General features: G+C 64.8%; 21 protein-coding genes and 3 tRNA genes. 6 read left to right on the forward strand and 18 right to left on the reverse strand.

Going from position 1 to position 23,925, the window contains the following annotated elements; all coding sequences use genetic code 11:
- Positions 1-140: 140 nt before the first annotated feature.
- Together ACDELDRAFT_RS04665 and ACDELDRAFT_RS04670 are read right to left on the reverse strand one after the other, a co-directional pair.
- Positions 141-605: an acyl-CoA thioesterase gene (locus ACDELDRAFT_RS04665; protein ID WP_005793959.1), complete on the reverse strand. Its 465-nt coding sequence runs from the start codon at positions 603-605 to the stop codon at positions 141-143.
- Complete coding sequence (locus ACDELDRAFT_RS04670; protein WP_005793960.1) at positions 602-1,537, reverse strand: histone deacetylase family protein; 936 nt, start codon at positions 1,535-1,537, stop codon at positions 602-604. The genes ACDELDRAFT_RS04665 and ACDELDRAFT_RS04670 overlap by 4 nt, the downstream gene beginning before the upstream one ends.
- A 198-nt stretch (positions 1,538-1,735) precedes the next feature.
- Between ACDELDRAFT_RS04670 and ACDELDRAFT_RS04675 the strand changes: the two genes are divergently transcribed.
- Positions 1,736-2,284, forward strand: coding sequence for a phasin family protein (locus tag ACDELDRAFT_RS04675; RefSeq protein WP_005793962.1), 549 nt, complete (start codon positions 1,736-1,738; stop codon positions 2,282-2,284).
- A gap of 675 nt (positions 2,285-2,959) precedes the next feature.
- Here the strand turns inward: ACDELDRAFT_RS04675 and ACDELDRAFT_RS04680 are convergent.
- From ACDELDRAFT_RS04680 to ACDELDRAFT_RS04725, 10 genes are all read right to left on the reverse strand, one after another.
- A tRNA-His gene (locus ACDELDRAFT_RS04680) sits at positions 2,960-3,035 on the reverse strand.
- 49 nt (positions 3,036-3,084) lie between these two features.
- Positions 3,085-5,010, reverse strand: a complete 1,926-nt coding sequence (locus ACDELDRAFT_RS04685) for a SurA N-terminal domain-containing protein (RefSeq protein ID WP_005793964.1) — start codon at positions 5,008-5,010, stop codon at positions 3,085-3,087.
- Positions 5,011-5,069: 59 nt separating this feature from the next.
- Positions 5,070-5,145, reverse strand: a tRNA-Val gene (locus ACDELDRAFT_RS04690).
- 15 nt (positions 5,146-5,160) lie between these two features.
- Positions 5,161-5,433, reverse strand: coding sequence for an HU family DNA-binding protein (locus tag ACDELDRAFT_RS04695; protein WP_005793966.1), 273 nt, complete (start codon positions 5,431-5,433; stop codon positions 5,161-5,163).
- A 445-nt stretch (positions 5,434-5,878) separates the two neighbouring features.
- Positions 5,879-6,445, reverse strand: a complete 567-nt coding sequence (gene pgsA, locus ACDELDRAFT_RS04700; RefSeq protein ID WP_040328112.1) for a CDP-diacylglycerol--glycerol-3-phosphate 3-phosphatidyltransferase — start codon at positions 6,443-6,445, stop codon at positions 5,879-5,881.
- 32 nt (positions 6,446-6,477) lie between these two features.
- Positions 6,478-8,478 carry an excinuclease ABC subunit UvrC gene (uvrC, locus tag ACDELDRAFT_RS04705; RefSeq protein WP_005793970.1) on the reverse strand — a complete coding sequence of 667 codons (2,001 nt, stop codon included), beginning with the start codon at positions 8,476-8,478 and terminating at the stop codon, positions 6,478-6,480.
- Positions 8,479-8,613: 135 nt separating this feature from the next.
- The gene (locus tag ACDELDRAFT_RS04710) at positions 8,614-9,594 is read right to left on the reverse strand and encodes a Bug family tripartite tricarboxylate transporter substrate binding protein (RefSeq protein ID WP_005793971.1); all 981 of its coding nucleotides are present in this window, start codon (positions 9,592-9,594) and stop codon (positions 8,614-8,616) included.
- A gap of 58 nt (positions 9,595-9,652) precedes the next feature.
- Positions 9,653-10,633 carry a Bug family tripartite tricarboxylate transporter substrate binding protein gene (locus ACDELDRAFT_RS04715; RefSeq protein ID WP_005793973.1) on the reverse strand — a complete coding sequence of 327 codons (981 nt, stop codon included), beginning with the start codon at positions 10,631-10,633 and terminating at the stop codon, positions 9,653-9,655.
- Between the two features lie 53 nt (positions 10,634-10,686).
- A complete protein-coding gene (locus ACDELDRAFT_RS04720) occupies positions 10,687-11,670 on the reverse strand; it encodes a hydroxymethylglutaryl-CoA lyase (protein WP_005793975.1) in 984 nt (327 codons plus the stop codon).
- Positions 11,667-12,887, reverse strand: coding sequence for a CaiB/BaiF CoA transferase family protein (locus tag ACDELDRAFT_RS04725; protein WP_005793977.1), 1,221 nt, complete (start codon positions 12,885-12,887; stop codon positions 11,667-11,669). Before ACDELDRAFT_RS04725 ends, ACDELDRAFT_RS04720 begins: the two co-directional genes overlap by 4 nt.
- 253 nt (positions 12,888-13,140) lie before the next feature.
- Between ACDELDRAFT_RS04725 and ACDELDRAFT_RS04730 the strand changes: the two genes are divergently transcribed.
- The 3 genes from ACDELDRAFT_RS04730 to efp all read left to right on the forward strand — a co-directional run bounded on the left by ACDELDRAFT_RS04730 (position 13,141) and on the right by efp (position 15,867).
- Positions 13,141-14,046 carry a LysR substrate-binding domain-containing protein gene (locus ACDELDRAFT_RS04730; protein WP_005793978.1) on the forward strand — a complete coding sequence of 302 codons (906 nt, stop codon included), beginning with the start codon at positions 13,141-13,143 and terminating at the stop codon, positions 14,044-14,046.
- Positions 14,043-15,164, forward strand: a complete 1,122-nt coding sequence (gene earP / locus ACDELDRAFT_RS04735) for an elongation factor P maturation arginine rhamnosyltransferase EarP (protein WP_005793980.1) — start codon at positions 14,043-14,045, stop codon at positions 15,162-15,164. Before ACDELDRAFT_RS04730 ends, earP begins: the two co-directional genes overlap by 4 nt.
- Before the next feature lie 148 nt (positions 15,165-15,312).
- Complete coding sequence (gene efp, locus ACDELDRAFT_RS04740) at positions 15,313-15,867, forward strand: elongation factor P (RefSeq protein WP_040328115.1); 555 nt, start codon at positions 15,313-15,315, stop codon at positions 15,865-15,867.
- Between the two features lie 148 nt (positions 15,868-16,015).
- Here the strand turns inward: efp and rimO are convergent, their stop codons facing one another.
- Positions 16,016-17,407, reverse strand: coding sequence for a 30S ribosomal protein S12 methylthiotransferase RimO (rimO, locus tag ACDELDRAFT_RS04745; RefSeq protein ID WP_005793983.1), 1,392 nt, complete (start codon positions 17,405-17,407; stop codon positions 16,016-16,018).
- Positions 17,408-17,568: 161 nt separating this feature from the next.
- A complete protein-coding gene (phaR, locus tag ACDELDRAFT_RS04750; RefSeq protein WP_005793985.1) occupies positions 17,569-18,105 on the reverse strand; it encodes a polyhydroxyalkanoate synthesis repressor PhaR in 537 nt (178 codons plus the stop codon).
- Positions 18,106-18,302: 197 nt separating this feature from the next.
- On the opposite strand from phaR, the gene ACDELDRAFT_RS24955 reads away from it, so the two are divergent.
- Complete coding sequence (locus ACDELDRAFT_RS24955; RefSeq protein WP_157764902.1) at positions 18,303-18,482, forward strand: hypothetical protein; 180 nt, start codon at positions 18,303-18,305, stop codon at positions 18,480-18,482.
- Positions 18,483-18,610: 128 nt separating this feature from the next.
- Here ACDELDRAFT_RS24955 and ACDELDRAFT_RS04760 read toward each other — a convergent pair whose 3' ends face one another.
- From ACDELDRAFT_RS04760 to ACDELDRAFT_RS04775, 4 genes are all read right to left on the reverse strand, one after another.
- Positions 18,611-19,132, reverse strand: a complete 522-nt coding sequence (locus ACDELDRAFT_RS04760; RefSeq protein ID WP_005793989.1) for a hypothetical protein — start codon at positions 19,130-19,132, stop codon at positions 18,611-18,613.
- A 463-nt stretch (positions 19,133-19,595) separates the two neighbouring features.
- Positions 19,596-19,672: transfer RNA gene (locus ACDELDRAFT_RS04765), tRNA-Val, on the reverse strand.
- A 90-nt stretch (positions 19,673-19,762) separates the two neighbouring features.
- The gene (locus ACDELDRAFT_RS04770) at positions 19,763-21,976 is read right to left on the reverse strand and encodes a RelA/SpoT family protein (RefSeq protein ID WP_005793991.1); all 2,214 of its coding nucleotides are present in this window, start codon (positions 21,974-21,976) and stop codon (positions 19,763-19,765) included.
- Positions 21,973-22,998 carry an alpha/beta fold hydrolase gene (locus ACDELDRAFT_RS04775; RefSeq protein WP_005793992.1) on the reverse strand — a complete coding sequence of 342 codons (1,026 nt, stop codon included), beginning with the start codon at positions 22,996-22,998 and terminating at the stop codon, positions 21,973-21,975. Before ACDELDRAFT_RS04775 ends, ACDELDRAFT_RS04770 begins: the two co-directional genes overlap by 4 nt.
- Before the next feature lie 69 nt (positions 22,999-23,067).
- Between ACDELDRAFT_RS04775 and ACDELDRAFT_RS04780 the strand changes: the two genes are divergently transcribed.
- Complete coding sequence (locus tag ACDELDRAFT_RS04780) at positions 23,068-23,850, forward strand: 3-hydroxybutyrate dehydrogenase (RefSeq protein WP_005793994.1); 783 nt, start codon at positions 23,068-23,070, stop codon at positions 23,848-23,850.
- The last annotated feature ends 75 nt before the right edge of the window (positions 23,851-23,925 follow it).

Genomic DNA, 23,925 nt, shown 5'->3' on the forward strand with positions numbered 1-23,925 from the left:
GGGCCTCAAAGTGTAGGCCATCGCGCGCCCGCAGCCACCGTGCGCGCGCGCAAGCCCCCACAGTTGCCAAATTTCTGTCAGAAATAGCGCAGGCGCTTTTCTGCTGCGCACAAGCAGCTACATTTTATATAGCAATCGAGTTACCCGCTCACCACGAGCGCCTGCAGCACGGTGCGCAGGCCCTCGGGCACTGGCACGGGCCGGCGCGTGGTGCGATCGACATACACGTGAACGAAATGCCCCGCGGCGGCGCAGAGCGCCTCGCCCTGGGCAAACAGGCCCACCTCATACCGCACGCTGGAGCTGCCCAGGCGGGCCACGCGGATGCCTGCTTCCACGGTTTGCGGAAATGCCAGCGGCGCAAAGTAATTGCACTGGGTTTCAATCACCAGCCCGATGGTTTCGCCCGCATGGATATCGAGCACGCCCTGCTCGATGAGGTGCGCGTTCACGGCGGTGTCAAACCAGCTGTAGTACACGACGTTGTTGACGTGGCCATAGACATCGTTGTCGGCCCAGCGCGTGCTGATCGAACGAAAGGCCCGAAAGGCGCTGCGCGGCTGCGGGGCCGGGCGCGGCGCCGGGGAGGTGGGAGCGTTTGTCATGGCCGGAGATTCTGCCAGCGCGCGTGGTATTGCAGTGCCACGCGCCAGGTGGCCACCTGGGCGCGCAGCGTGTCGGCCATGTCGCGGCCATAGCCGCCCGCCATCGTGAACGCCAGGGGAACGCCGCGCTGCCAAGCCCAGTCGAACACCCGGCGGTCACGGGCCTCGAGGCCATCGTGGCTGAGTGCAAGGCGGCCGAGCCGGTCGCCCACATGCGGGTCCGCGCCCGCCAGGTAGAGCACGAGCCCCGGGGCAAAGCGCTGGTCGAGCGCATCGAGGGCCTGCTCCAGCGCATGCAGGTACTCGTCGTCAGCGCAGCCATCAGGGAGTTCAACGTCGAGATCGCCCTCCTCCTTGCGGAAGGGAAAATTGCGCGCCCCGTGCAGCGAGAGCGTGAACACGCTGTCGTCGCCCTGAAAGAGATGGGCCGTGCCGTTGCCCTGGTGCACGTCGAGGTCGATCACCGCCACGCACAAGGGCTGCGCCTTCACGCCTGCACGCGCCCTCTCGGCCTGCATCAGACGGGCCGCCACGGCGATGTCGTTGAACACGCAGAACCCGCTGCCCCGGTCGGCATAGGCATGGTGGGTGCCGCCTGCCAGATTGCCGGCCACGCCCTCCCGCAGGGCCGCACGGCAGGCGGCGATTGTGGCGCCCACCGAGCGCCGAGCGCGCTCCGCCATGGCCGGGCTCCAGGGAAAGCCGATCTCGCGCTGCGCGGCAGGCGCCAGCGTGCCCGTGGCAACCGCCTGGATATAGCTCGGCACGTGCGCCAGCGCCAGTTCACCATCGCTTGCCGCAGGCGCTTCCTGCAACGCCACGCCCGGCAGATCGAGCGCCAGCCGGTCACGCAACATGCCGTATTTGGCCATGGGAAAGCGGTGGCCCTGCGGCAGGGGCAGCACAAAGTGGTCTGCGTAATAGGCATGCATGACGCGATTGTGGCAACGGCCGCGCCACTGGGGTGCAGCCTCTAATATGTTGCAACGCAACAAAAATCGCTTGCAATCGGGCCCGCAGCCCCTAAAATTCAACCCATGCTGCACTGCAACATGACTTGGTCAAGTCAGGGTCAGCGCAGATGTCTGTAAGTACCCGGCCCGCAAGGTCCCACTTTTAGGAGATATGACATGACGCTGACCGCAGAACAAATCCTGGCTTCCCACAAGGCCAACATCGAAACCCTGTTCGGTTTGACCAACAAGGCATTCGAAGGCGTGGAAAAGCTGGTCGAACTGAACGTGACCGCCTCGCGCGCCGCCCTGGCTGAAGCCGCCAACCACACCCAGGCCCTCCTGGGCGTGAAGGACGCACAGGAACTCCTGGCCCTGCAAGCCGGCCTCTTCCAGCCCCTGGCTGAAAAGACCGCCGCCTACAGCCGCCACCTGTACGACATCGCTTCGGGCACTGGCGCAGAGTTCACCCGTGCCTTCGAAGTACAGGCCACCGATGCGCAGCGCAGCTTCACCAACTTGGTGGACAGCGCCGCCAAGAATGCACCGGCCGGCTCCGAAACCGCAGTCGCCGTGATGAAGAGCGCCGTCTCTGCCGCCAACAATGCTTTCGAGTCGGTGCAAAAGGCCGTGAAGCAGGCATCCGACGTGGCCGAAGCCAATTTCAATGCTGTCGCCAGCACCGCTGCGAACGCAGCCAAGACGGCCGCGCCCCGCAAGCGCTGATTTCAAGGCGAAGATCTGGAGTGCAGACTCTAGGTCGAATTCAGGGAATACCCTGATAATTGCGCCAATGTCCTATGGGACAACCCTTTGTCTCCTTGGATCCTCTCGAAACCCCCGTTTCAGGGATCCCTTTAAAGCCCGATCCCGAGATCGGGCTTTTTTTGCGTGCACTTCGAGGCGGCGCCGGTAGCGGCTTCCTTGGAAAACCCTGCGCGCGCCAGACTGGGGTAAAAACTTGCCGGTGGCCAGGTATGCGTGCGGCACGCCTCGCCGGGTTGCGGCGCAGGACGGCCGAGTACGCCAGGATGGGCCGGGGATAGAGAAAGCCTGACGCAACTGCAAATGACGCAGCCAACACGCTACATCGCTTGCTGCTCAAACTTCATGGGCCGCCCCACCCTTGACATCTATCCGTAGCGGCCATGGTCAACGCGTACTGGTGCCACACGCACGACGACCACCTGCAAATGACATCCGGCATCTCGTGGCCCTGTCCCGCAATACCCAACCTTCGGCATGCGGGCGCAGAGTCTGCTCCGCCGCATGCCCAACGCCTCTTCAACATGCCATGCGGCACGACAGGATGTACGGCACCTTGACTGCCGCCGGCTGCGGAGAAACCGGATGGGAAATAAAAAAACCCGCTATCGAAGAAATAGCGGGTTTTTTGTTTACTGGGGTGGCTGATGGGGCTCGAACCCACGACAACAGGAATCACAATCCTGGACTCTACCAACTGAGCTACAGCCACCGTAGCTTCATATTATAGCCCGAAAAAACGGGCTATCTTCCTAGACTTCTCAAATTTCCGAAGCACCAGCCGCCGACTGTGGACGCGGGGCCTTGATCTGCACCTTGAAGCGTTCCTTCAGCAGTTCATAGTACGCCAGCCCTTCGGCATTGCTCCACCACTGCAAATACTGTTGTCGTTCCTGCCGTGCGACCTGCTCGTTAGGCGCATCGCGGGGGACGATGCGGGTGACCTTCGCAACCGCATAGCCCTGCGCACCCAGGTCCACCCCCACCCAAGCGGGCAAAGCCGCAGTGCTGGCGCCCAGCACGGCATCGACCAGAGGACGTGGCTGATTCTGGGGTTGGTCGCGCGACACCACCACAGCGGCCTGCAGGCCGGCCGGATTGCCCGCTGCGGACTTCCAGGCGGCCAGCTTGGCTTCGCCTTCCTTGCGTGCCAGCTCCGCAGATTTTTCTGCGACGTAGAGGGTGCGCACACGGGCTCGCACCTCATCCAACGGCAGGGTGCGCGCGGCGGTGTAGGCCGTCACGCGGGCTGCGGCCATTTGGCTCGGGCCCACCTCCACCGCCTCGGTGTTGCGCTTGTTCTCAAGCGACTCGGCCGAAAAAAGGGCTTCCAGGAGCTTGCCGTTGGCCAGAGGGCCGGTTGCACCCGGGGCCGGCGAGCGCGTGACTCCGGTGGCCGTCTGCACCTTGAGCTTGAGCTTCTCGGCAACGGGCTTGAGACTGTCCGATTGCTCGTAGACGCCATTGGCGAACGATTCCGCCACTTCGGCAAACTTCCGCTGCGCCTGTTGCTGCTTGAGCTCGGCTTCCATCGAAGGGCGAAGCTCTTCAAAGTTGGGCTGGCGAGGCGTCTTGATGTCCGTGAGCATGATGATGTGGTAGCCGAAGTCGGTCTCGACCACATCGCTGATATCACCCTTCTTCATTGCAAACGCGGCATCTTCGAATGGCTTGACCATGGCACCCCGGCCGAAGAAATTCAGATCACCACCCGCGGGCGCTGACCCAGTGTCGTCGGACGACTTCTTTGCAACCTCGGCAAAGGTGGCGGGCGCCTTGCGGACCTGCTCGAGCAGTTGCGTCGCGCGGGCCTTGGCCTTCTCGCGGTCTGCGGCAGGGGCGTCCTTCGATGCATTGATCAGGATGTGGCTAGCCCGGCGCTCTTCCTTGCCGGCAAGCCGGGTCAAGTTTTCCTTGTAGTAGGTGCGCAGGTCGTCTTCGTTGAGCGTGATGCCCGCACGCACACTATCGAGGTCAAGCACCACATACTCCACGGTTGCCTGTTCGGCCTGCTGGAAATCGGCGGTGTGGGCCTTGTAGTAGGCCTCGAGATCTGCGTCGGAGGGGGTTACCTTGCCGGCGAAATCGGCAGGATTGAAACGTGCCACCTGCACCTCGCGGCGTTGGTAGAGGGCATCCAGCGCAAGCTTCACTTGTGCATCGGTGCCAAAGGCCGTACCCATCACACCGCCCAGAACCTGGTTCACAGAGATGTCGCGACGCACGTTGGCCTCAAAGCCCTCGGGCGACATTCCCTGTGCACCGACCAATGCCCGATAGGCCTCGGCGTCGAGCGAACCGTCGGGGCGCTTCAGCGCGGCGATGGCAGGAATCTCTTGCAGGCTGCGCGCCAGCCGGCTGTCACTGGTCACCAGGTGCATTTTTTGCGAGGCAGCCTGAAAGACGCGGTCGCGCACCAGGCGCTCCAGAGTCGCATAGCGGGCCTGCGGAGAATCCAGCAGTTTGGCATCCACTGTGGGCGACTGGGCACGGATCCTGTCGGTCTCCACCTTGTGGGCATTGTCCCAGTCTGTCTGGCTGATGTCGTGGCCATCCACGCGGGCGACAACAGAGCTCTTCTGCGAAAAATAGCTGCGGTCGATGCCTACCAGTACGAACGAAGGAATGATCAACAAGAACAACAAGAGCATCACGACCTTGGAGTGCTTGCGGATGGATTCAAACATGGTTGATCTTTCAGTGACAAAAAACAAAAGGCGAACTTTCGTTCGCCTTTGTTCGGTGGTGGTGGGTCCTGACGGTCTCGAACCGCCGACCTACTCCGTGTAAAGGAGCCGCTCTACCAACTGAGCTAAGGACCCCGACCTAACTGGCCATCAATTCAAGGCGTCTTTCAAAGCCTTGCCTGGACGAAACTTTGGAACTTTAGCAGCTTTGATTTTAATCGCAGCGCCGGTGCGTGGATTGCGGCCGGTGCGTGCAGCACGCTTGCCCACCGCGAAGGTGCCGAAACCGACCAGCGAAACCGTGCCGCCTTTTTTCAGGGTCTTCTTGACTGCCTCGATCGTGGATTCCAGGGCGCGTGCTGCCGCGGCCTTGGAGATGTCGGCATTGTTAGCGATGTGCTCAATCAGTTCGGTTTTGTTCACAAGAAGCCTCTCGGGAAAAGAGTTGATGGAATGTCCTGGATATCTGGTCTTCACACGTCAGGCAGCGCAGCGCAGGAGCTGTTTTGGGCAAACGGGGGAATGACTGGCGTACACAGCAGGTGCTGCTGCATCAGATTAAAGCCATCGACTTTCCGGGTGTCAATACAACACGCTGCTTTTGCGTCAGCGTTGCGCTGGATTCTAGTCGTATTTCACGCTGCGCCGGGGCTTGCAGGGTGTTTTTGTCTCAAAGCTGCCCATGGGCAACACTCCCGATTGACACCCCGCTGTGGTTGTCGGCTGCAACGCCAAATCCGCGTCAACGGAAGGCGCGACGGACCTGCCGACCGGTGCCGCCAGCGTGTGGGCCATGCACCCGCATACGCCAAACCGCAACCGCAAGGCACGCAGCCGTGCATGACGGCAATCCAGGAAAACGCGCGGACTATTTCACGCGCGCCCGGATCTCGGGCAGCGCCTTTTGCAGGTAGTACACCATGGACCACACGGTGAGCACGGCCGACGCCCAGATCAGCCACGTGCCCCACACGCCCGTGTCGATGGCCCCCAGCAGGCGCCCGTCGTACAGCAGGAAGGGGATGGCCGTCATCTGCACCGAGGTCTTCACCTTGCCGATCATGTGCACCGCCACGCTCTTGCTCGCGCCGATCTGCGCCATCCATTCGCGCAGGGCCGAAATCGCGATCTCGCGGCCGATGATGATGAGCGCCACGAACACATCTGCGCGCTGCAAATGCACCAGCACCAGCAGCGAGGCGCACACCAGGAACTTGTCGGCCACAGGGTCCAGAAAGGCCCCAAACGAAGAGGTCTGGTTCAGCTTGCGGGCCAGAAAACCGTCGAGCCAGTCGGTGGCGGCAAACACCACGAACATCACGGTGGCGATGAGATTGCGGGTGGCAGGCTCGAGCGGCGCGTAGAACACCCCCACGATCAAAGGTATCGCGACGATGCGCGTCCAGGTCATGATGGTGGGAATGGTGAAAAACATGGACATGATTGTGTCACGCTGGCATGCCGCCATCAGCGCAGCGCGCGGTAGATGTCCTCGGCCAATTCGCGCGAGATGCCGTCCACCGTCAGCAGGTCTTCCACGCTGGCTGCGGCCACGCCGCGCACGCCGCCAAAACGCTGCAGCAGCCGGGCGCGCTTCTTGGGCCCCACCCCCGGAATCTCCTCGAGCTGCCCCCCGCCCACGCGCACCTTGGAGCGCGCGGCGCGCATGCCGGTGATGGCAAACCGGTGCGCCTCGTCCCGAATCTGCGCTACCAGCATCAGTGCGGCCGAATCCTTGCCCAGATAGACCTTCTCGCGCCCGTCGGCAAACACCAGTTCTTCCAGACCCACCTTTCGACCTTCGCCCTTTTCCACGCCCACGATGCGCGTGAGGTCCAGCCCAAGCGCCGTGAACACCTCGCGCGCCACGCTTACCTGGCCCTTGCCACCGTCGATCAGTACCAGGTCCGGCAGGCGCGCCACGCCCTTGGGCTTGATCGCGCCATCCCCCTCGCCATTGGCCGGCGGCGCGGCGGCGAAGTCGATGCCACCGGCCTCGCGCGCGGCCTCGGCCACCTTGCTGTAGCGGCGGGTGAGCACCTGGCGCATGGCGGCGTAGTCGTCGCCCCCCGTGATGCCCTCGATCTTGTAGCGGCGGTATTCACTGCTCTGCATCTTGTGGTGGTGGAACACCACGCACGAAGCCTGGGTGGACTCACCCGCCGTGTGCGATATGTCGAAGCATTCGATGGTGAGCTGATCCAGATCGTCGGGCGGCAGATCCAGCGCTTCGGCCAAGGCGCGCGTGCGGGCCTGCTGCGAGCCCTCTTCGGCCAGCAGGCGCGCCAGTTGCAGGTCTGCGTTTTTCTGCGCCATATCGAGCCAGGCGCGCCGCTGCTCGCGCGGCTGGTGGATGGCACTCACACGCACACCGCTTTGCTCGGTGAGCGCGCCCAGCAGCGCCTTGTCCACGGGCTCGCTGGTCACCAGCACCGGCGGCACAGGCACACCCAGGTAGTGCTGCGCAATGAAGGCCTCCAGCACCAGCACCTCCACGGGGCGCACGGGCGCGGCGACCGTGCCGGCCGCATCGCTGCCCTCTTCCGCGAAGACCCCCGCCGCGTCTTCCACGTGCACGGGGAAGTACGGCCGATCGCCCAGGTGGCGCCCGCCGCGCACCATGGCCAGGTTCACGCAGGCGCGGCCGCCCTGCACACGCACGGCCAGAATGTCCACGTCCTTGTCGTCGGCGGTTTCGATGGATTGCTGGTGCAGCACGCGCGACAGGGCCTGGATCTGGTTGCGCACTTCGGCGGCCTGCTCGAATTCGAGCCTGTCCGAATGCGCCATCATGCGCGTCTCCATGGCCTTGAGCAGCTCTTGCGTTTCGCCACGCAGCAGTGCCTGTGCCTGCGACACATCGGCCGCATAGGCTTCGGGCGAGATCAGGCCTACGCAGGGCGCGGTGCAGCGCTTGATCTGGTAGAGCAGGCAGGGGCGCGTGCGGTTGGCAAACACCGTGTCTTCGCAGGTGCGCAAGCGAAAGACCTTCTGCAGAAGCTGGATGGATTCCTTCACGGCCCACCCGCTGGGGTACGGGCCGAAATAGCGGTGCTTCTTGTCCACCGCGCCGCGGTAATACGCCATGCGCGGAAACACCTGGCCCGGCGCGTCGCCGCGGTCCGGGCCTGCCGTGCCGGTGATCTTGAGGTAGGGGTAGCTCTTGTCGTCCCGGAACAGGATGTTGAACTTGGGATTCAACGTCTTGATGAGGTTGTTTTCGAGCAGCAGTGCCTCGGCCTCCGAGCGCACCACCGTGGTTTCCATGCGCACGATCTTGCTGACCATGTGGCCGATGCGCGTGCCGCCATGGTTCTTCTGGAAATAGCTGGAGACGCGGCGCTTGAGGTTGAGCGCCTTCCCTACATAGAGCAGCGCATCCTGCGCGTCGAAATAGCGGTACACGCCCGGCAGCGCCGGCAGCGCAGCCACTTGCGCCAGGAGTTCTTCGGAATGCACATCAGACATGGCATCTATTGTGGCGGCTCGCACCTCTCGCGCACCTGCCCGGGCCACCGTGGCCAGGGCGGCCCTGCGGCGAAACGCTACATATTTAATAGCTGCTTGCGCTTATTCTGCAAGCGCAAGCAGCCAAAAACACCGTTACTCCGCCTCGATCTTGGCGCTCTTGACCACCTTGGCCCAGTTGGCCAGGTCCGCCTTCACGCGCTCGCCCAACTGCTGCGGCCCCAGGTAGTCGGCAGTGGCGCCCTGCTCCTGTGCCTTCTGCTTGAAGGCCGCGCTTTGCACCACGGTGCGCAGGTCGGCGGCCAGCTTGTCGATGACGGGCTTGGGCACGGCGGCAGGGGCAAACAGCGCAAACCACGACGTGGCGTTCACGCCGGGATAACCCGCCTCAGCCGTGGTGGGCGCATCGGGCAGGCTGGGCAAGCGCTCCTTGCCGGTCACGGCCAGCACGCGCAGCTTGCCAGCCTGGATGTGGGGCATGAACGGCGGCGCGGTGCCAAAAGTCAGATCCACTTGGCCGCCCAGCAGGTCCTGCAGCGCGGGGCCAGTGCCCTTGTAGGGCACGTGGACCATCTTGATGCCGCCCTGCTGCTCCAGCATGGCGCCCGTCACGTGCTGCAGCGAGCCGTTGCCCGACGAGGCGTAGTTGAGCTTGCCCGGATTGGCCTTGGCATAGGCGATGAGCTCGGGCAAGGTCTTCACGGGCAGATCGGCCCGCACCACGATGATCTGCGGCGCAGAGATCACGTTGGCGATGGGCTGGAAGTCGCTCTGCGCCCACTGCGCCACCTTGGTGAGGTGGGGCGAGATCACGTGGTAGCCCGAATACTGCATGAGCAGGGTGTAGCCATCGGCTTCGGCCCGCTTGACGATGCTGGCGGCAATGTTGCCATTGCCCCCGCCCTTGTTGTCCACCACCACCGACTGGCCCAGCACCGGCCCCAGTGCCTGCGCCACCATGCGCGCCGACAGGTCGGTGGTACCGCCGGCCGCGGTGGGCACCACCAGAGTCACGTTCCTGGAGGGATAGGCGCTCTGGGCCCAGGCGGCGCTGCCCAGACCCATGGCCAGCGCAGCGATGGCCAGGGTGGTGAATTGCTTGCGGGTTGTTTTCATATGCGGGAAGTCTCCGTTTTCTCTGGAATGGAATTTCGTCAACGTGGGAAGAACTGCGTCAGTCCACCTTGGCGCCGGTGTCCTGCACCACGCGCTGCCAGCGCGCCAGGTCGCTGCGCACCAGCGTGGCCAACTGGGCCGATGTGCCCTTGAATGGCTCGCAACCCACGGCCGCCAGCTTCTCGATCACATCCTTGTGATCGAGCGCCCTGGCCACTTCGGCCTGCAACTGCGCTACCACGGCGGGCGGCGTGCCCGCAGGGGCAAACATGCCGTACCACGGCGTCTGGCCAAAACCCTTGATCGTCTCGCCGATGGTGGGCGCATCGGGCAAGGCCGCCACGCGCTTTTCGTTGACCACACCCAACACCTTGAGCTTGCCCGCCTTGATGAAGGCGATGGACGACGGCAGGCTTTGCACCGACAGCGGCACCTGCCCGCCCACCACGTCGGTGGCGGCAGCGGCCGAGCCCTTGTAGGGAATGTGCTGCAACTGGATGCCGGCGGCCTTCTGCAGCATCTCACCGATCAGGTGGTTCAACGTGCCGTTGCCGGCCGAGGCAATGGCGTACTTGCCCGGCGCTGCCTTGGCTGCAGCAATCAGCTCGGCCACGTTGCTGGCGGGAAAGGATGGATGCGCCACCAGCACATAGCCCGCCGTGGCCAGCGGCCCCACGGGCTCGAAATCCTTCACCGGATCGAAACCCACGCTCTTGTAGAGCCAGGGGTTGATCACCTGGGCACTGTCGGCCGTCACCAGCAGCGTGTAGCCGTCGGGCCGGGTCTTGGCGGTGTAGGCCGTACCCACGTTGCCGCCCGCGCCGGGGCGGTTGTCCACCACCACGCTCTGGCCCAGTTGCTCGCTGAGCCGGTGCGCGATCACGCGGGCGATGGCGTCGTTGGCACCGCCAGCGGCCTGGGGCACCACCACGGTGATGGGCTTGGTGGGAAACCGGGCTTCCTGCGCCGCGGCGGTCAGCGCAGCCGCGCACAGCAGCGCGGCAAAAAGCCTGCGGGGGATGGACGTTGGAATGCGCATGGTCTGTGTCTCCTGGTTGTATGAATGGTCGCTTGCAGCCGGCAGGTTTCGATTCAACGCGCCTGGGCGCGGGCGCGAATCGCTTCGAAGTCCGCAGGCACCGGATGCAGTGCCAGGCGCGGCCCGGCCTTCACGATCTGGCTTGGAACATCATGGCCGATCCATGCCGGCAGGCGCTGCGCCGCGGCCACCAGTGGCGCCAGATCCACCCCGGTGTCATAGCCCATGAGCTGCAGTGCATGCACGATCTCCTCACTGCACACATTGCCGCTGGCGCCCGGTGCATAGGGGCAGCCCCCCAGCCCGCCCAGCGAGGCGTCGAACCGGTCCGCACCCGCATCAATGGCTGCCAGCACATTGGCCAGGCCCATGCCGCGCGTGTTGTGGAAGTGCAGCGTGAACTCCACGCCCGGCCAACGCGCACGGGCCGCCGCCGTGAGCTGGTGCACCTGCGTGGGGTAGGCCATGCCCGTGGTGTCGCACAGCGTGATGCCGCGCACGCCCAGGTCGGCAAAGCGCTGCACCCAGTCGAACACATCCGCCGGGGCAATGTCGCCCTCCATGGGGCAGCCGAACACGCAGGACAGCGATACGTTGACGGCCACCTGCGCGCCTTGCGCCAGCGCCACCACCTGGGCCAGCGCGGCAAACGACTGCGCCTGCGTCATGCGCAGGTTGGCCAGGTTGTGGGTGGCGCTCACCGACATGACGAGGTTGAGCTCGTCCGTGCGCGACTCGATGGCGCGCTCGGCGCCGCGCAGGTTGGGCACGAGCGCGGTGTAGACGGTGCCGGGGCGGCGCGTGATCTCGCGCATCACGATCTCGGCATCCTTCAGCGCTGGGATGGCCGTGGGCGAAGTGAACGAGGTCACCTCGATCTTGGCCAGGCCCGCTGCCGACAGCGCATTGCACAGCGCGATCTTGTCGGCCGTGGGCACAAAGGCTTTTTCCATCTGCAGGCCGTCGCGCAGCCCCACTTCCTGCATGTGAATGCGGCGGCCCGCGCCTTGCCACACGGTTTGGCCCTGCGTGCTCATTGAATGACCCCCTTGCTGCGCAGCAGCGCTATTTGCTCGGCCGTCAGCCCCGCCTCGGTCAGCACGGCGTCCGTGTCATCGCCCAGATGGGGGGCGCTGTTGCGGATGGTGCCGGGCGTGGCCGATAGCTTGGGCACGATGCCCGGCACCTCCACGCTGTAACCGTCGCGCGTCTCTTGCGTCAGCAACATGTCGCGGGCGCGGTAGTGCGGGTCTTCGACAATGTCCTTGGCGGTATAGACCTTGCCAGCTGGCACGCGGGCGGCACCGAGGACATCCAGCACCTGCTGCACCGAATGCTGCGCGCTCCAGGCGCCAATCGCGGCGTCGATTTCATGCACGCGCGCCACCCGGCCCGCGTTGTCGGCCAGATCGGCTGCCGCGCCCAGGTCGGGGCGGCCAATGGCGTCCATCAGCCGCTTGAAAATGCTGTCGCCATTGCCCGCCACCAGCACCCAGCCGTCCTGGCACGGGTAGGCATTGGACGGCGCAATGCCGGGCAGCGCGCTGCCCGCGGCCTCGCGCACCACGCCGAAGGCGCTGTATTCGGGCACCAGGCTTTCCATCACGTTGAACACCGCCTCGTGCAGCGCCACGTCAATCACCTGGCCCTGGCCGCCGTTGACCTTGCGGTGGTAGAGCGCCGTCAGCACGCCGATGGTGCCGTGCAGCGCGGCCAGCGTGTCGCCAATCGACACCCCCACGCGCACCGGCACGCGGCCGGGCTCGCCCGTGAGGTGGCGCAGGCCGCCCATGGCCTCGCCAATGGCACCGAAGCCGGGCAGGTCCCGGTAGGGGCCCGTCTGGCCGTAGCCGGAAATGCGCAGCATCACGAGGCCAGGGTTGAGCCTGTGCAGTTCTTCAGGCGACATGCCCCAGGCTTCGAGCGTGCCGGGGCGGAAGTTCTCGACCAGCACGTCGGCCTCGGCAATGAGCTGGCGGGCGATGTCCTGCCCTTCTTTCTGGCGCAGGTCCAGTGCCACCGAGCGCTTGTTCCGTGACTGCACCTGCCACCACACCGAGGTGCCTTCCTTGATGAGGCGCCAGTTGCGTAGTGGATCACCCGCACCGGGCGCTTCGATCTTCACCACGTCGGCACCAAACTCGCCCAGGGTCTTGCCGCAAAACGGCCCGGCGATGAGCTGGCCCATTTCGACCACGCGCACGCCAGCGAGCGCAGCGGGGGTGGGGGCCTTGAAGGGTGGCGACGAATCCATGCAGTGGGGTCTCCGCAGGCGAATGGCCTGTATGGGTGGGAAATCTGGCCCGCATCATGCGCAAGGCGGCCGCGCCCGTAAATCGCTGATGCGCGAAGCTGCCATCGCAAACCGGCATGGCGAACACGCCGCAGGCCCATAGCGCCCGGCGCCAACCGTGCCGCAGCGCGATGCCCAACGCCGTCATCGGCGCGCCAGCGGTTCTGCTGCCCGCACCGCCCTGCCGCGGCCCAATTGCTACCATCGGCGTCCCATGAAGCTTGACCCCGTCTCCCTGCGCCTGTTTGTTGCCGTGATGGAGGAAAGCACCATCGCCGCCGCGGCCGCGCGCGAACACCTGGCGGCATCCGCCGTGAGCCGCCGCCTGGCCGACCTGGAAGCCGCGCTGCAGGTCGAGCTTTTCACCCGCAGCAACCGCGGCACCGAGCCCACGCCTGCGGCCTTTGCCCTGCTGAACCTGGCGCGCGGCGTGCTCAACGACCTGGACGGCATCGCCAGCCAGATGAGGGAATACGGCACCGGCGTGCGCGGCCATGTGCGCGTGGTGGCCAACATCTCGGCCATCACGCAATTCCTGCCGGCGCAGCTGCAGAGCTTTCTTGCGCTGCACCCCCGCGTGGATGTGCGGCTGCACGAGCAGATCAGCAGCGCCATCGCGCAATCGGTGGCAGAAAATGCCGCCGATGTGGGCATCCTCAACGACGGCAACTACGGCGAGCGCATCACGCTGCTGCCCTACCGCACCGACGAACTCGTGCTGGTGGTGCCCACGGGGCACGCGCTGGCGCGCCGCCGGTCGGTAGGCATCGCCGAGGCGCTGGGTTTCGATTTCGTGGGGGTGCACCCCGGTAGCGCCATCAACAACCAGCTCACGCGGGCCGCGGCCGACGCCGGCGTACCGCTCAGGCTGCGCATCCAGGTCACCAGCTACGACGCGCTGTGCCTCATGGTGGCGGCAGGCCTGGGCATTGGCGTGATGCCGCGCGGCAGTGCCGCGCTGTACCAGGGCACGCTGGCCATCCGCGCCATCACGCTCGACGCGCCCTGGGCACAGCGCCGCCTGGTGCTGTGCGTGCGCTCGGAAGAATCGCTGTCGAGCGTCGCACGGTTGCTGGTGGACCACCTGCGTGGCGACACCCCCGCCCACCCCTTGCCATGAACCTGCCTCTGCCCTCCCTGCAATGGGACGTGTTCTGCCGCGTGATCGACAACTTTGGCGACATCGGCGTCTGCTGGCGCCTGGTGACCCAACTGGCCGGGCAGGGCCAGCAGGTGCGCCTGTGGGTGGACGACGCATCCGCCCTGCAATGGATGGCGCCCCAGGGCTGCCCGGGGGTGGAAGTGCGTGCCTGGGGCGCGCCCGTACCCACGGCAATGCAGGCCCCGCCGGACGTCATGGTGGAAGCATTCGGTTGCGAAATTACTCCTGAATTCATAGCATACAGCGCACGCCAGGCAGGCGCACGAGGCCAAAACCCCGTGTGGATCAACCTGGAATACCTGTCGGCAGAGGGCTATGTGGAACGCAACCACCGCCTGCCCTCGCCCATTCTGTCGGGCCCGGCCGCCGGGTGGACACGCTGGTTTTTCTACCCCGGCTTCACCGCAGCCACTGGCGGCCTGCTGCGCGAGCCCGGGCTGATGGAACGCCGCGCACGGTTCGACGTGGATGCCTGGCGGGCCCGTCACGCACCCGGCGCACCCGCTCCGGCGCGGTGGATATCGCTCTTTTGCTATGAGCCACCTGCGCTGCCCCAGATGCTGGCACAGTGCGCCGCCGCCCCGAGCCATCTCCTTGTCACACCCGGCCGCGCCACGCAGGCGGTTCGCCACGCACTGGGATCGGCGAACGACGAGAACACCCCCCTCCCCCTGGCGACCCGGCACGGGCAGGCCTCTGTCTCCTACCTGCCCTACTGCACGCAGCCCCAGTTCGACGAAATGCTGTGGGCCTGCGACCTCAATGCCGTGCGCGGCGAGGACTCTTTGGTGCGCGCGTTGTGGGCCGGACAGGCACTGGTGTGGCAGATCTACCCCCAGCATGACAACGCCCACCATGACAAGCTCATGGCTTTTCTCGACTGGCTGAAAGCACCGGCCTCCATGCGCCGCTTCCACACGGCCTGGAACGGGCTGGACAGCCACACGCCCCTTGTGATGCCAGATGCCGCCACCCTGGCGGAATGGGCGGATTGCGTGCAGGCCGCACGCGCACAACTGCTGACGCAAGACAACCTGGTGGCACAGCTGTGGCGCTTTGTGCGCGAAAAACGGTAAAATCCAAGGTTTTGCGCAAACAAGGCGCGGCACAACGGTGCCCGGCCTTCGCGCATTTCCGCCGCGGAACATGCATCGGCACGGCGCGCCTTCTGCCCAGAAGGCCGCCAGCGAGCGCATTGAGCGGCCCCAACCCAAGCAACTTGCTATGAAAATCGCTCAAGAAATCCGCGCCGGCAACGTCATCATGCACGGCAAGGACCCCATGGTTGTCCTGAAGACCGAATACGCCCGTGGCGGCCGCGGTGCAGCCACCGTGCGCATGAAGCTCAAGAGCCTGATCGCCAACTTCGGCACCGAAGTCGTGTTCAAGGCCGACGACAAGATCGACAACGTGATCCTGGACAAGAAGGAGTGCACCTACTCCTACTTCGCCGACCCCATGTATGTCTGCATGGACGCCGACTACAACCAGTACGAAGTCGAAGCCGAGAACATGGGCGACGCCCTGAACTACCTCGAAGACGGCATGGCCCTGGAAGTGGTGTTCTACGACGGCAAGGCCATCTCGGTCGAACTGCCCACCGGCGTCGAGCGCGAAATCACCTGGACGGAACCCGCCGTCAAGGGCGATACCTCCGGCAAGGTGCTCAAGCCCGCCAAGATCGCCACCGGCTTCGAAGTGGCCGTGCCCCTGTTCGTGAACCAGGGCGACAAGATCGAAATCGACACCCGCACGGGCGAGTACCGCAAGCGCGTCTGAGTTGCGCTGCACTCAAAAAAGGCTTCCCGAGGGAAGCCTTTTTTATGGGCGGCCTTTTCATCCGCCGCGCCCTTTGACCGGTATTTTTAGGCCATTCTGATCTGCAGCGCCCGTTCTGCGGGCGCCTTCAGCTATCAAAATAGAAGCGTCAGATCGGCTGTGCCACAAGGTCGTGGCCCTGCACGGCGACGATGCGGGCCTTGGTGAACTCGCCCACCTTCATGGTCTTGCTGATTTTTTCGGGGGGCAGCAACTGCACGGTGCCGTCGATCTCGGGGGCGTCGGCGTACGTGCGGCCCACGCCACCCTTGCGCCCCAGGCCCGGGGCCGAATCGACCAGCACCTGCATGGTGGCGCCCACGCGGCGCTGCAGCTTGGCAATCGAGACTTCTTCGGCCACCGCCATGAAGCGCGCACGGCGCTCCTCGCGCACTTCCAGGGGCAGCATGCCGGGCAGCTCATTGGCCACCGCGCCACTCACGTCGCTGTAGGCAAAGCAGCCGGCACGATCGATCTGCGCCTCGCGCAGGAAATCGAGCAGATGCTGGAATTCCGCTTCCGTCTCACCAGGAAATCCCGCGATGAACGTGCTGCGGATCACGATTTCAGGACAGGCCTCGCGCCAGCGCTGAATGCGCTCCAGGTTCTTTTCTCCACTGGCGGGGCGCTTCATGCGCTTGAGCACGTCGGGGTGGCTGTGCTGGAACGGCACATCGAGGTACGGCAGCACCAGGCCCTGGGCCATGAGCGGGATGATCTCGTCCACGCTGGGGTAGGGATACACATAGTGCAGGCGCACCCAGGCACCGTAGGGCGCAGCGATCTCACCCAGCGTCTGCACGAGTTCGAGCGTGCGCGTCTTGACGGGCTTGCCGTCCCAGAAGCCGGTGCGGTATTTCACATCCACGCCATAGGCCGACGTGTCCTGGCTGATCACCAGCAACTCTTTCACGCCGCCTTCGAACAGCGCCTTGGCCTCGCTGAGCACATCCCCCACAGGCCGCGAAACGAGGTCGCCACGCATCGAGGGAATGATGCAGAAGGTGCAGCGGTGGTTGCAGCCTTCGCTGATCTTGAGGTAGGCGTAGTGCTTGGGCGTGAGCTTGATGCCCGCCACCCCGAAGCTGCCAGGCACGAGGTCCAGAAACGGGTCGTGCGGCTTGGGCAGGTTCAGGTGCACGGCATCCATCACCTCTTGCGTGGCGTGGGGCCCCGTCACGGCCAGCACGCTGGGATGCATCTCGCGCACCATGTTGCCGCCGCCTTCGCCCGCGCGGGCGCCCAGGCAGCCGGTCACGATGACCTTGCCGTTCTCGGCCAGGGCTTCGCCAATGGTGTCCAGGCTTTCCTTGACGGCGTCGTCAATGAATCCGCAGGTGTTGACGATCACGAGATCGGCGCCCTCGAAGGTCTTCGAGGTTTCGTAACCCTCGGCGGACAGTTGCGTGAGGATCAGCTCGGAATCGGTCAGCGCCTTGGGGCAGCCCAGGCTGACGAATCCGACTTTGGGTGTTTTGGTGGGGGCAAGTGCTTCGCTCATAACCCCGTATTGTCCCAGTTCCGGCGTTGCGCGGGCGGGGATGCCTATTCACCGCAAGGTTTGCCACTCGCCACAACCCGTGAAACTGGCACCGCCCAGGCCAACGGCCGCCGCGCTGGAGCGTCTCCCTTGAAGGAAGGCGCTGCAGGCGGCTCAGGGGATTACCTCTTTATGCCGAAGGCCCCCAGCATCTGCTCGGTCTGCTTTTGCATCTGCTCCTGCATCTGGGTGAGCATCGATTGCGACTGCTCCACATAGTTGCCCATCATGCCCTTGAGCAAGGGCGACTGCAGGCTCATGAACTGCGCCCACATCTCGGGAGTGACGCTTTGGGACTGCTCGGCGAGCTTGGCCTGCACATCGGTGAACGCCTGCACGTTCTTCTCGAGGTAGGCGCCCATGAATCCCTGCATGGCGTGGCCGTAGAAACGGATGATGTTGGCCAGCACCGATTCGGTGAAGATCGGCGCGCCGCCGGCTTCCTCTTCGAGAATGATCTGCAGCAGGATGCTGCGGGTGAGGTCTTCGCCGGTCTTGGCATCGCGCACCACCACATGCTGATGGTCCATCACCAACTGGCGCACCTCGGCCAACGTGATGTAGGTGGAGGTGTCCGTGTCGTACAGGCGGCGGTTGGGGTATTTCTTGATCACCCGCTGCGCTGACTTGGCGGCGGGGGCGCTTTTCTTCTCTTGCACGGCAGACTCCTCGGGCTGGCACCCATGTATTGCAGTGCAGCAGATTCTAGAGAGTGCAAAGCCGGCCTCCGGCAGAGGATTACCCTGATGGAGCGGCGTTCGCCGACTCTGTGAAGTCCATCAAGGCAAACGCAGGCGCGTTGCGCCTGCGTTTTCAGGGGGTTGTGGGCTCAGCCTGGCAAATTCAGGAATGCTCCTTGGACTTGCCCGACTGGCTTGCGGACGAACTGCTCTGGCTGCCTGAAGCACTGGAGCCGGACTGGCTGCCTGACGATCCGCCACCCGACTGGCCCTTGCCGGAATCGCTGCTGCGGTCGCTGCGCCAAGTGTTGAATTCGTCCGAAAATTTCTTGAAGCGCTCGCCGCGCCAAGCTTGATAGTCATCGTCCAGATTGCGCACCTGCTCGTTGCGCCACTGCTGGTAGTCCGGATCCCACGAACTGCCCTGTTGCTGGTGGTTGCCGGGAGCGTAGCCCTCCTGCTGGTCATACCCGGTAGACGATCCCTAACCGCCCTGCCCCTGGCCTCCGGAACCCGAACGGGAACCCATGCGGCCGCCAAAGTTCTGGTGAGAGCGGCTGCCAAACTCACCCTGCTGGCGCCCGCCCCAGTCGCTCTCGTACTGCCCACCAGTAGAGCCCCCGCCGTAGCCCGAGTTGCCGCCGCCACCGTAACCGCCATAACCGCCGCTACTGCCGCCGTAGCCTCGGCCACCGAAGTTACCCCCGCCGGCGCCGTGGCTGTTTCCACCGCCCTCGTAACCGCCACCGTACCCCGCGTTGCCTGTGTTGCCATAGCGCTCTGGGCCGAATTGCGAACCGTTGTCGCCGCGGTCGCGCATGCCGTAGTTGCCGTAACCGCCCTGGCCCTGGGACTGCTGCCCCGCGTAGCGACCGCCGTCGTACTCGCCCTGCTGGCGATACCCCTGGCCGCCGCCCTGGTTCTGGTACGACCGGTCAAACTGGTTCTCGCCATATTCGCGCCCCTGGTTGCGACGTTGATAATCCTCGTAATCACGTGAAGCCATTGCAATCTCCAAAAAGAAAAGCAGCCCTGCTGCGGCCTTGCACGGGGCGGATTCCCCGTGCCAGAGCACCCAGTCTCCAAGGTGCTGGAGAACGCATAAGTAGGCAGGGGCTGACATGCATGTCAGTGCAGGGCGATGCTTGCCGCGACAGTCCAGGAGGCAGAAGAGCCAAAGGCGGCGCTGTCCTGAAGCCCAGGCAGTGAAGAAGGCCGCTGCCACGGTACGCAGTACTGCGGTGTCGGGAAATACACAGAGAACCGCGGGACGTTGTAGCCCGGCCATGCTGGAGCCATACCCGAAGTCGCGCGAACGACCACGGCCGAACGACGAAAAGCGAAGAAGGTAATACGGTCGGCGCGAAACGACGAAAGGCCCGACTGTCGCTGCCCGGCACGCGGCCAAAGAAAAAGGACTTAGCCGCTACAGCTAAGTCCTTCAGTGATGTCCAATTCTGGTCAGGAATTGGTAGGCGCGATTGGACTCGAACCAACGACCCCCACCATGTCAAGGTGGTGCTCTAACCAGCTGAGCTACGCGCCTGTTTGTATTCGAGAAAGCTATTGTAGCAGTAAAAATCCCCTGTTCTCAACACGCACCCCAATCCAAGAAAAAAGGACGCAAACGCACAGCTCATCGCCGCCGCGCCGAGCGCACGCCGGAAACCCCCGCTACGATGCCCAGCACCTTGTTGAGCCGGCCCGAATCGGCGACTTCCACGGTAAAGGTCATCCAGGCCGTTCCCTTCACCGATTGCGTCTGCACTCCGATGACGTTGGTTTTTTCGCGTGCGAACACCTCGGAGATATCGCGCAGCAGGCCTTGCCTGTCTGCCGCTTCCACCGCCACGTCCACCGGATACACGGCCGCCGCGGCAGCGGACTTGGGCGCGCCCCACTCCACTTCGATCACCCGCTCGATGTTGCGGGTCGCCATCTCGCGAAAGTTGCTGCAGTCGGCCCGGTGCACGCTCACACCTTTGCCACGGGTGACGAATCCACGGATGTCGTCGGGCGGCGCCGGCTTGCAGCACTTGGCAAGCTGCGTCATGAGGGAGTCGATGCCAACGACCAGCACGCCTCCCTTGGGCGCGGACTCGTGGCTGCGGGTCTTCTTGAGCAGCAGGTAGTCGTCATGCTGCAGCACCGGCTCGGGCGGGCGCAGCAGGGTTTCGATGCTGCGCAATGAAAACTCGTCCTTGCCCACCACTTCGAACAGGGCATCGGCCGATTTGAAGCCCAACTGCACGGCCAGATCGTCAAGCTTGACGGCCGTCTTGCCTTCGCGCTGCAGCAGCTTTTCCACCGCTTCACGCCCACGCGCCACGGTCTCGTGGGTGGCCTGGGCATTGAACCAGGCGCGCACCTTCGCCTTGGCGCGGCTGCTGGTGAGATAACCCAGTTCGGCATTGAGCCAGTCGCGCGAGGGGCGGCCTTCCTTGACGGTGGTGATTTCCACGGTCTGGCCGTTCTGCAGCGGAGTGTTCAAGGGCACCATGGCGCCGTCAACCCGCGCACCGCGGCAGCGGTGGCCCACGCTCGTGTGCACGGCATAGGCGAAATCGACGGGGGTTGCACCCTGGGGTAGCTCAACCACCGCCGCATCCGGTGTCAGCACATAGATGCGGTCATCGAACAACCCGCGGTTCTGCGCGGTTCCGACCAGATCGCGCTCCCATGCGAGCAGTTGGCGCAGCACTGCGATCTTGGCGTCGTATTCGCCCGTGGCCGATACGCCCGCATAACCCTTGCTGCCCGCCTCCTTGTAGGCCCAGTGGGCGGCCACGCCATGCTCGGCGTGGTCGTGCATGGCCTGGGTGCGGATCTGTATTTCGATGGGCTTGCCGGCCGCGTCGCGCACGATGGTGTGCAGCGACTGGTACCCGTTGGGCTTGGGGCGCGCGATGTAGTCGTCGAATTCCTCGACGATGGGCGTGAATTGCTCGTGCACCCAGCTCAGGGCGGCATAGCAGTCCTTGACCGACGGCACCACCACACGCAGGGCCCGGATGTCGAGCACCTGGTCGAAGTTGAGCGATTTGCCGCGCATCTTCTTGACGATGCTGTAGATGTGCTTGGGGCGGCCCTGCACGCTGGCACTGATGCTGCGTGCGCGCAGGTCGGATTCCAGCCGCGCGCGCAACTGTTCCATGTAGACCTCGCGCTCACCCCGTTTTTCATCGAGCAGACGGGCCACTTCCTTGTAGGTATCGGGTTCGAGAAATCGGAACGAAAGATCCTCCAGCTCCCATTTCACCTGCCAGATACCGAGCCGGTTCGCCAGCGGCGCGAACACCTGCAGCGATTCGCGCGCCAGGCTGGGTGATACCGGCCGCTTGCTGGCCGCGTGGAAGCGCAGCGTCTGCAAGCGCGAAGCCAGCCGCAGCATCACCACACGCAAGTCGCGCGAGAACGCGAGCAGCATCTTGCGCACGTTTTCGGTCTGCACTGCCGGATCGTCCACCTGCTGCGCGCCGCGCGCCTGGCGCTGCACCCGCATGAGCTTGGTGGTCTCGACCGCCAGCGCCGCAAAGTTCTCGCCAAAGGCCTTGGCGATCACCTCTTCGGGCTTGTTCAGGTGCCCGCAGGCATGGACCAGATAGCTGGCCGCCTGCATGGCCTCGGAACCGCCGATGGCCTTCAGAATGGCAGCAACAGCGTCTGCATGGGCCAGCGTGTTTTCGCCGGAATCGAGGGTCTCGCCGGCCATGAGAGGCTCGGCGAAGGCGCGGGCCCGCGCCAGCGCATTGACCTGCTCGGGCAGTGTATGGGCCGTGGCGGCAATCAGTTGCGGTACGGCATCCGCCGCAGAGGTGTGTGCGGCAGCCACAGGAGGGTGCGTTTTCATCCGTCCACCCTTTCTTCCGCGGCCAGCAGAAAATCAACAACAACCGCCACCTGGTCCTGGGCCACCAGCGTCGGTGCATGGCCCACGCCATCGAACTCCACCAGACGCGCGCGCGGCCCACGCTGCGCCATGGCCTGGGCGGTGGCGGGCGCCAGCAGATCGGATTGCGCACCGCGCAGCAGCAGCGTGCGCGCGGCAATGCGGTCGTAAAGCTCCCACAAGCGTTGCGACCCTGCGGCGGCGCCCTCTGGCGTCATGGCCGCGAAGGCCTGCGCAATGGCGGGGTCGTAGTGCAGCGCAAGGCCACCTTCAGGCAACGCCCGCACCATGGGCCGAGACAGCTCCAGCCATTGGGCGGCGGTGTGCGGGCCAAAGCTCGACGATATGGCCCACATGGCGTCGGCGGCCTGCGCCAGCGAATCAAAATGCACCGGCGCACCCAGGTACTGGCCAATGCGTTCGAGCGCCGCCCATTCGATGGCGGGCCCCACATCGTTGAGCACCAGACGGCGCACCGGCACCGCCAGAGGCCACATGCTGCCCACAGCATTGGCCGACGGCCCGGGAGCCGCAGCAGCCCCGTCCGCCGCGCCCAGCCCCGGCTGTCCGCACAGGGCCATGCCGATCAACCCGCCCATGCTGGTTCCCACCCAGTCCAGCACCCGCACCGGGGCCTGCTGGTTGAGGTGGCCCAACAGAGCGAGCATGTCGGCCACGTACTGGGGCAGCTGGTAATCGGCGGGGTCGGCGAGCCAGTCGCTCTGCCCGCGGCCCACCACATCCGGGCAGACGACGCGGGCATGCCGGCACAGCGACCGCGCCAGAGTATCGAAATCGCGCCCCTGGCGCGACAGTCCGTGCACGCACAGCACCACATGCGGGTGCGCCGGGTTGCCGGTGCCATTCCACTCCCAGTACGCCATGCGGTGCTGCGCCGCGGGGGCTGGGCTGCCCTCTCGCGAAGGGCCTGCCGCAGAGGCGGCGCCGGGGCACAGTACGTAATTCAGCGTAGGTTCAATCATGGGGGCGGGGTCTGTCGGCAGCGTTCGATAATGTCTGCGTTGCATCGTAATTCATTCGGAGAGACTCTCATGCTCAAAGGCAAAACCGCCCTCGTTACCGGCTCCACCAGTGGCATCGGCCTCGGCATTGCAAAGGCCCTGGCGCGGCAGGGCGCCAACATCGTGCTCAACGGCTTTGGCGACGTGGAGGGCCCGCGCGCCGAAGTGCTGGCTGCAGGCCAGGCCATGGGCGTGCAAGTGGCGTACCACGGTGCCGACATGAGCCGTGCTTCCGACATCGAGGACATGATGAAGTACTGCGCATCGCAGTTCGGGCGCGTGGACATCCTCGTGAACAACGCCGGCATCCAGCACGTGGCCAGCATCGAGAACTTTCCCGTGGAACGCTGGGACGCCATCATCGCCATCAACCTCACCAGTGCCTTTCACACCACGCGCCTGGCCCTGCCGGCCATGCAGGCCGCCAACTGGGGGCGCATCATCAACGTGGCATCGGTGCACGGTCTGGTGGGCTCGGCGCAGAAGTCGGCCTATGTTGCCGCCAAGCATGGCATCGTCGGCCTGACCAAGGTGACCGCGCTGGAGAACGCCACCACCGGCGTGACCTGCAACGCCATCTGCCCTGGCTGGGTGCTCACGCCGCTGGTGCAAAAGCAGGTGGATGCCAAGGCAGCCGAACGCGGTGTTTCGAACGAGGAAGCCAAACGCCTGCTGCTGGGCGAGAAAGAGCCTTCGATGCAGTTCACCACGCCCGATGAGCTGGGCGAACTGGCCACGTTCTTCTGCTCTGCCGCTGCCGACAACGTGCGCGGCGTGGCCTGGAACATGGACGGCGGCTGGGCGGCGCAGTAAACACAGCGCTGGCGCAGCCCGCCTGCGCCTGCTTATGGGCGCAAGCAATCGCTCCTTTTTCAATAGCTGTTTTTA

Origin of the sequence: Acidovorax delafieldii 2AN (genome assembly GCF_000175235.1) — a bacterium.
GTDB classification, from domain to species: Bacteria; Pseudomonadota; Gammaproteobacteria; order Burkholderiales; family Burkholderiaceae_C; genus Acidovorax; species Acidovorax delafieldii_B.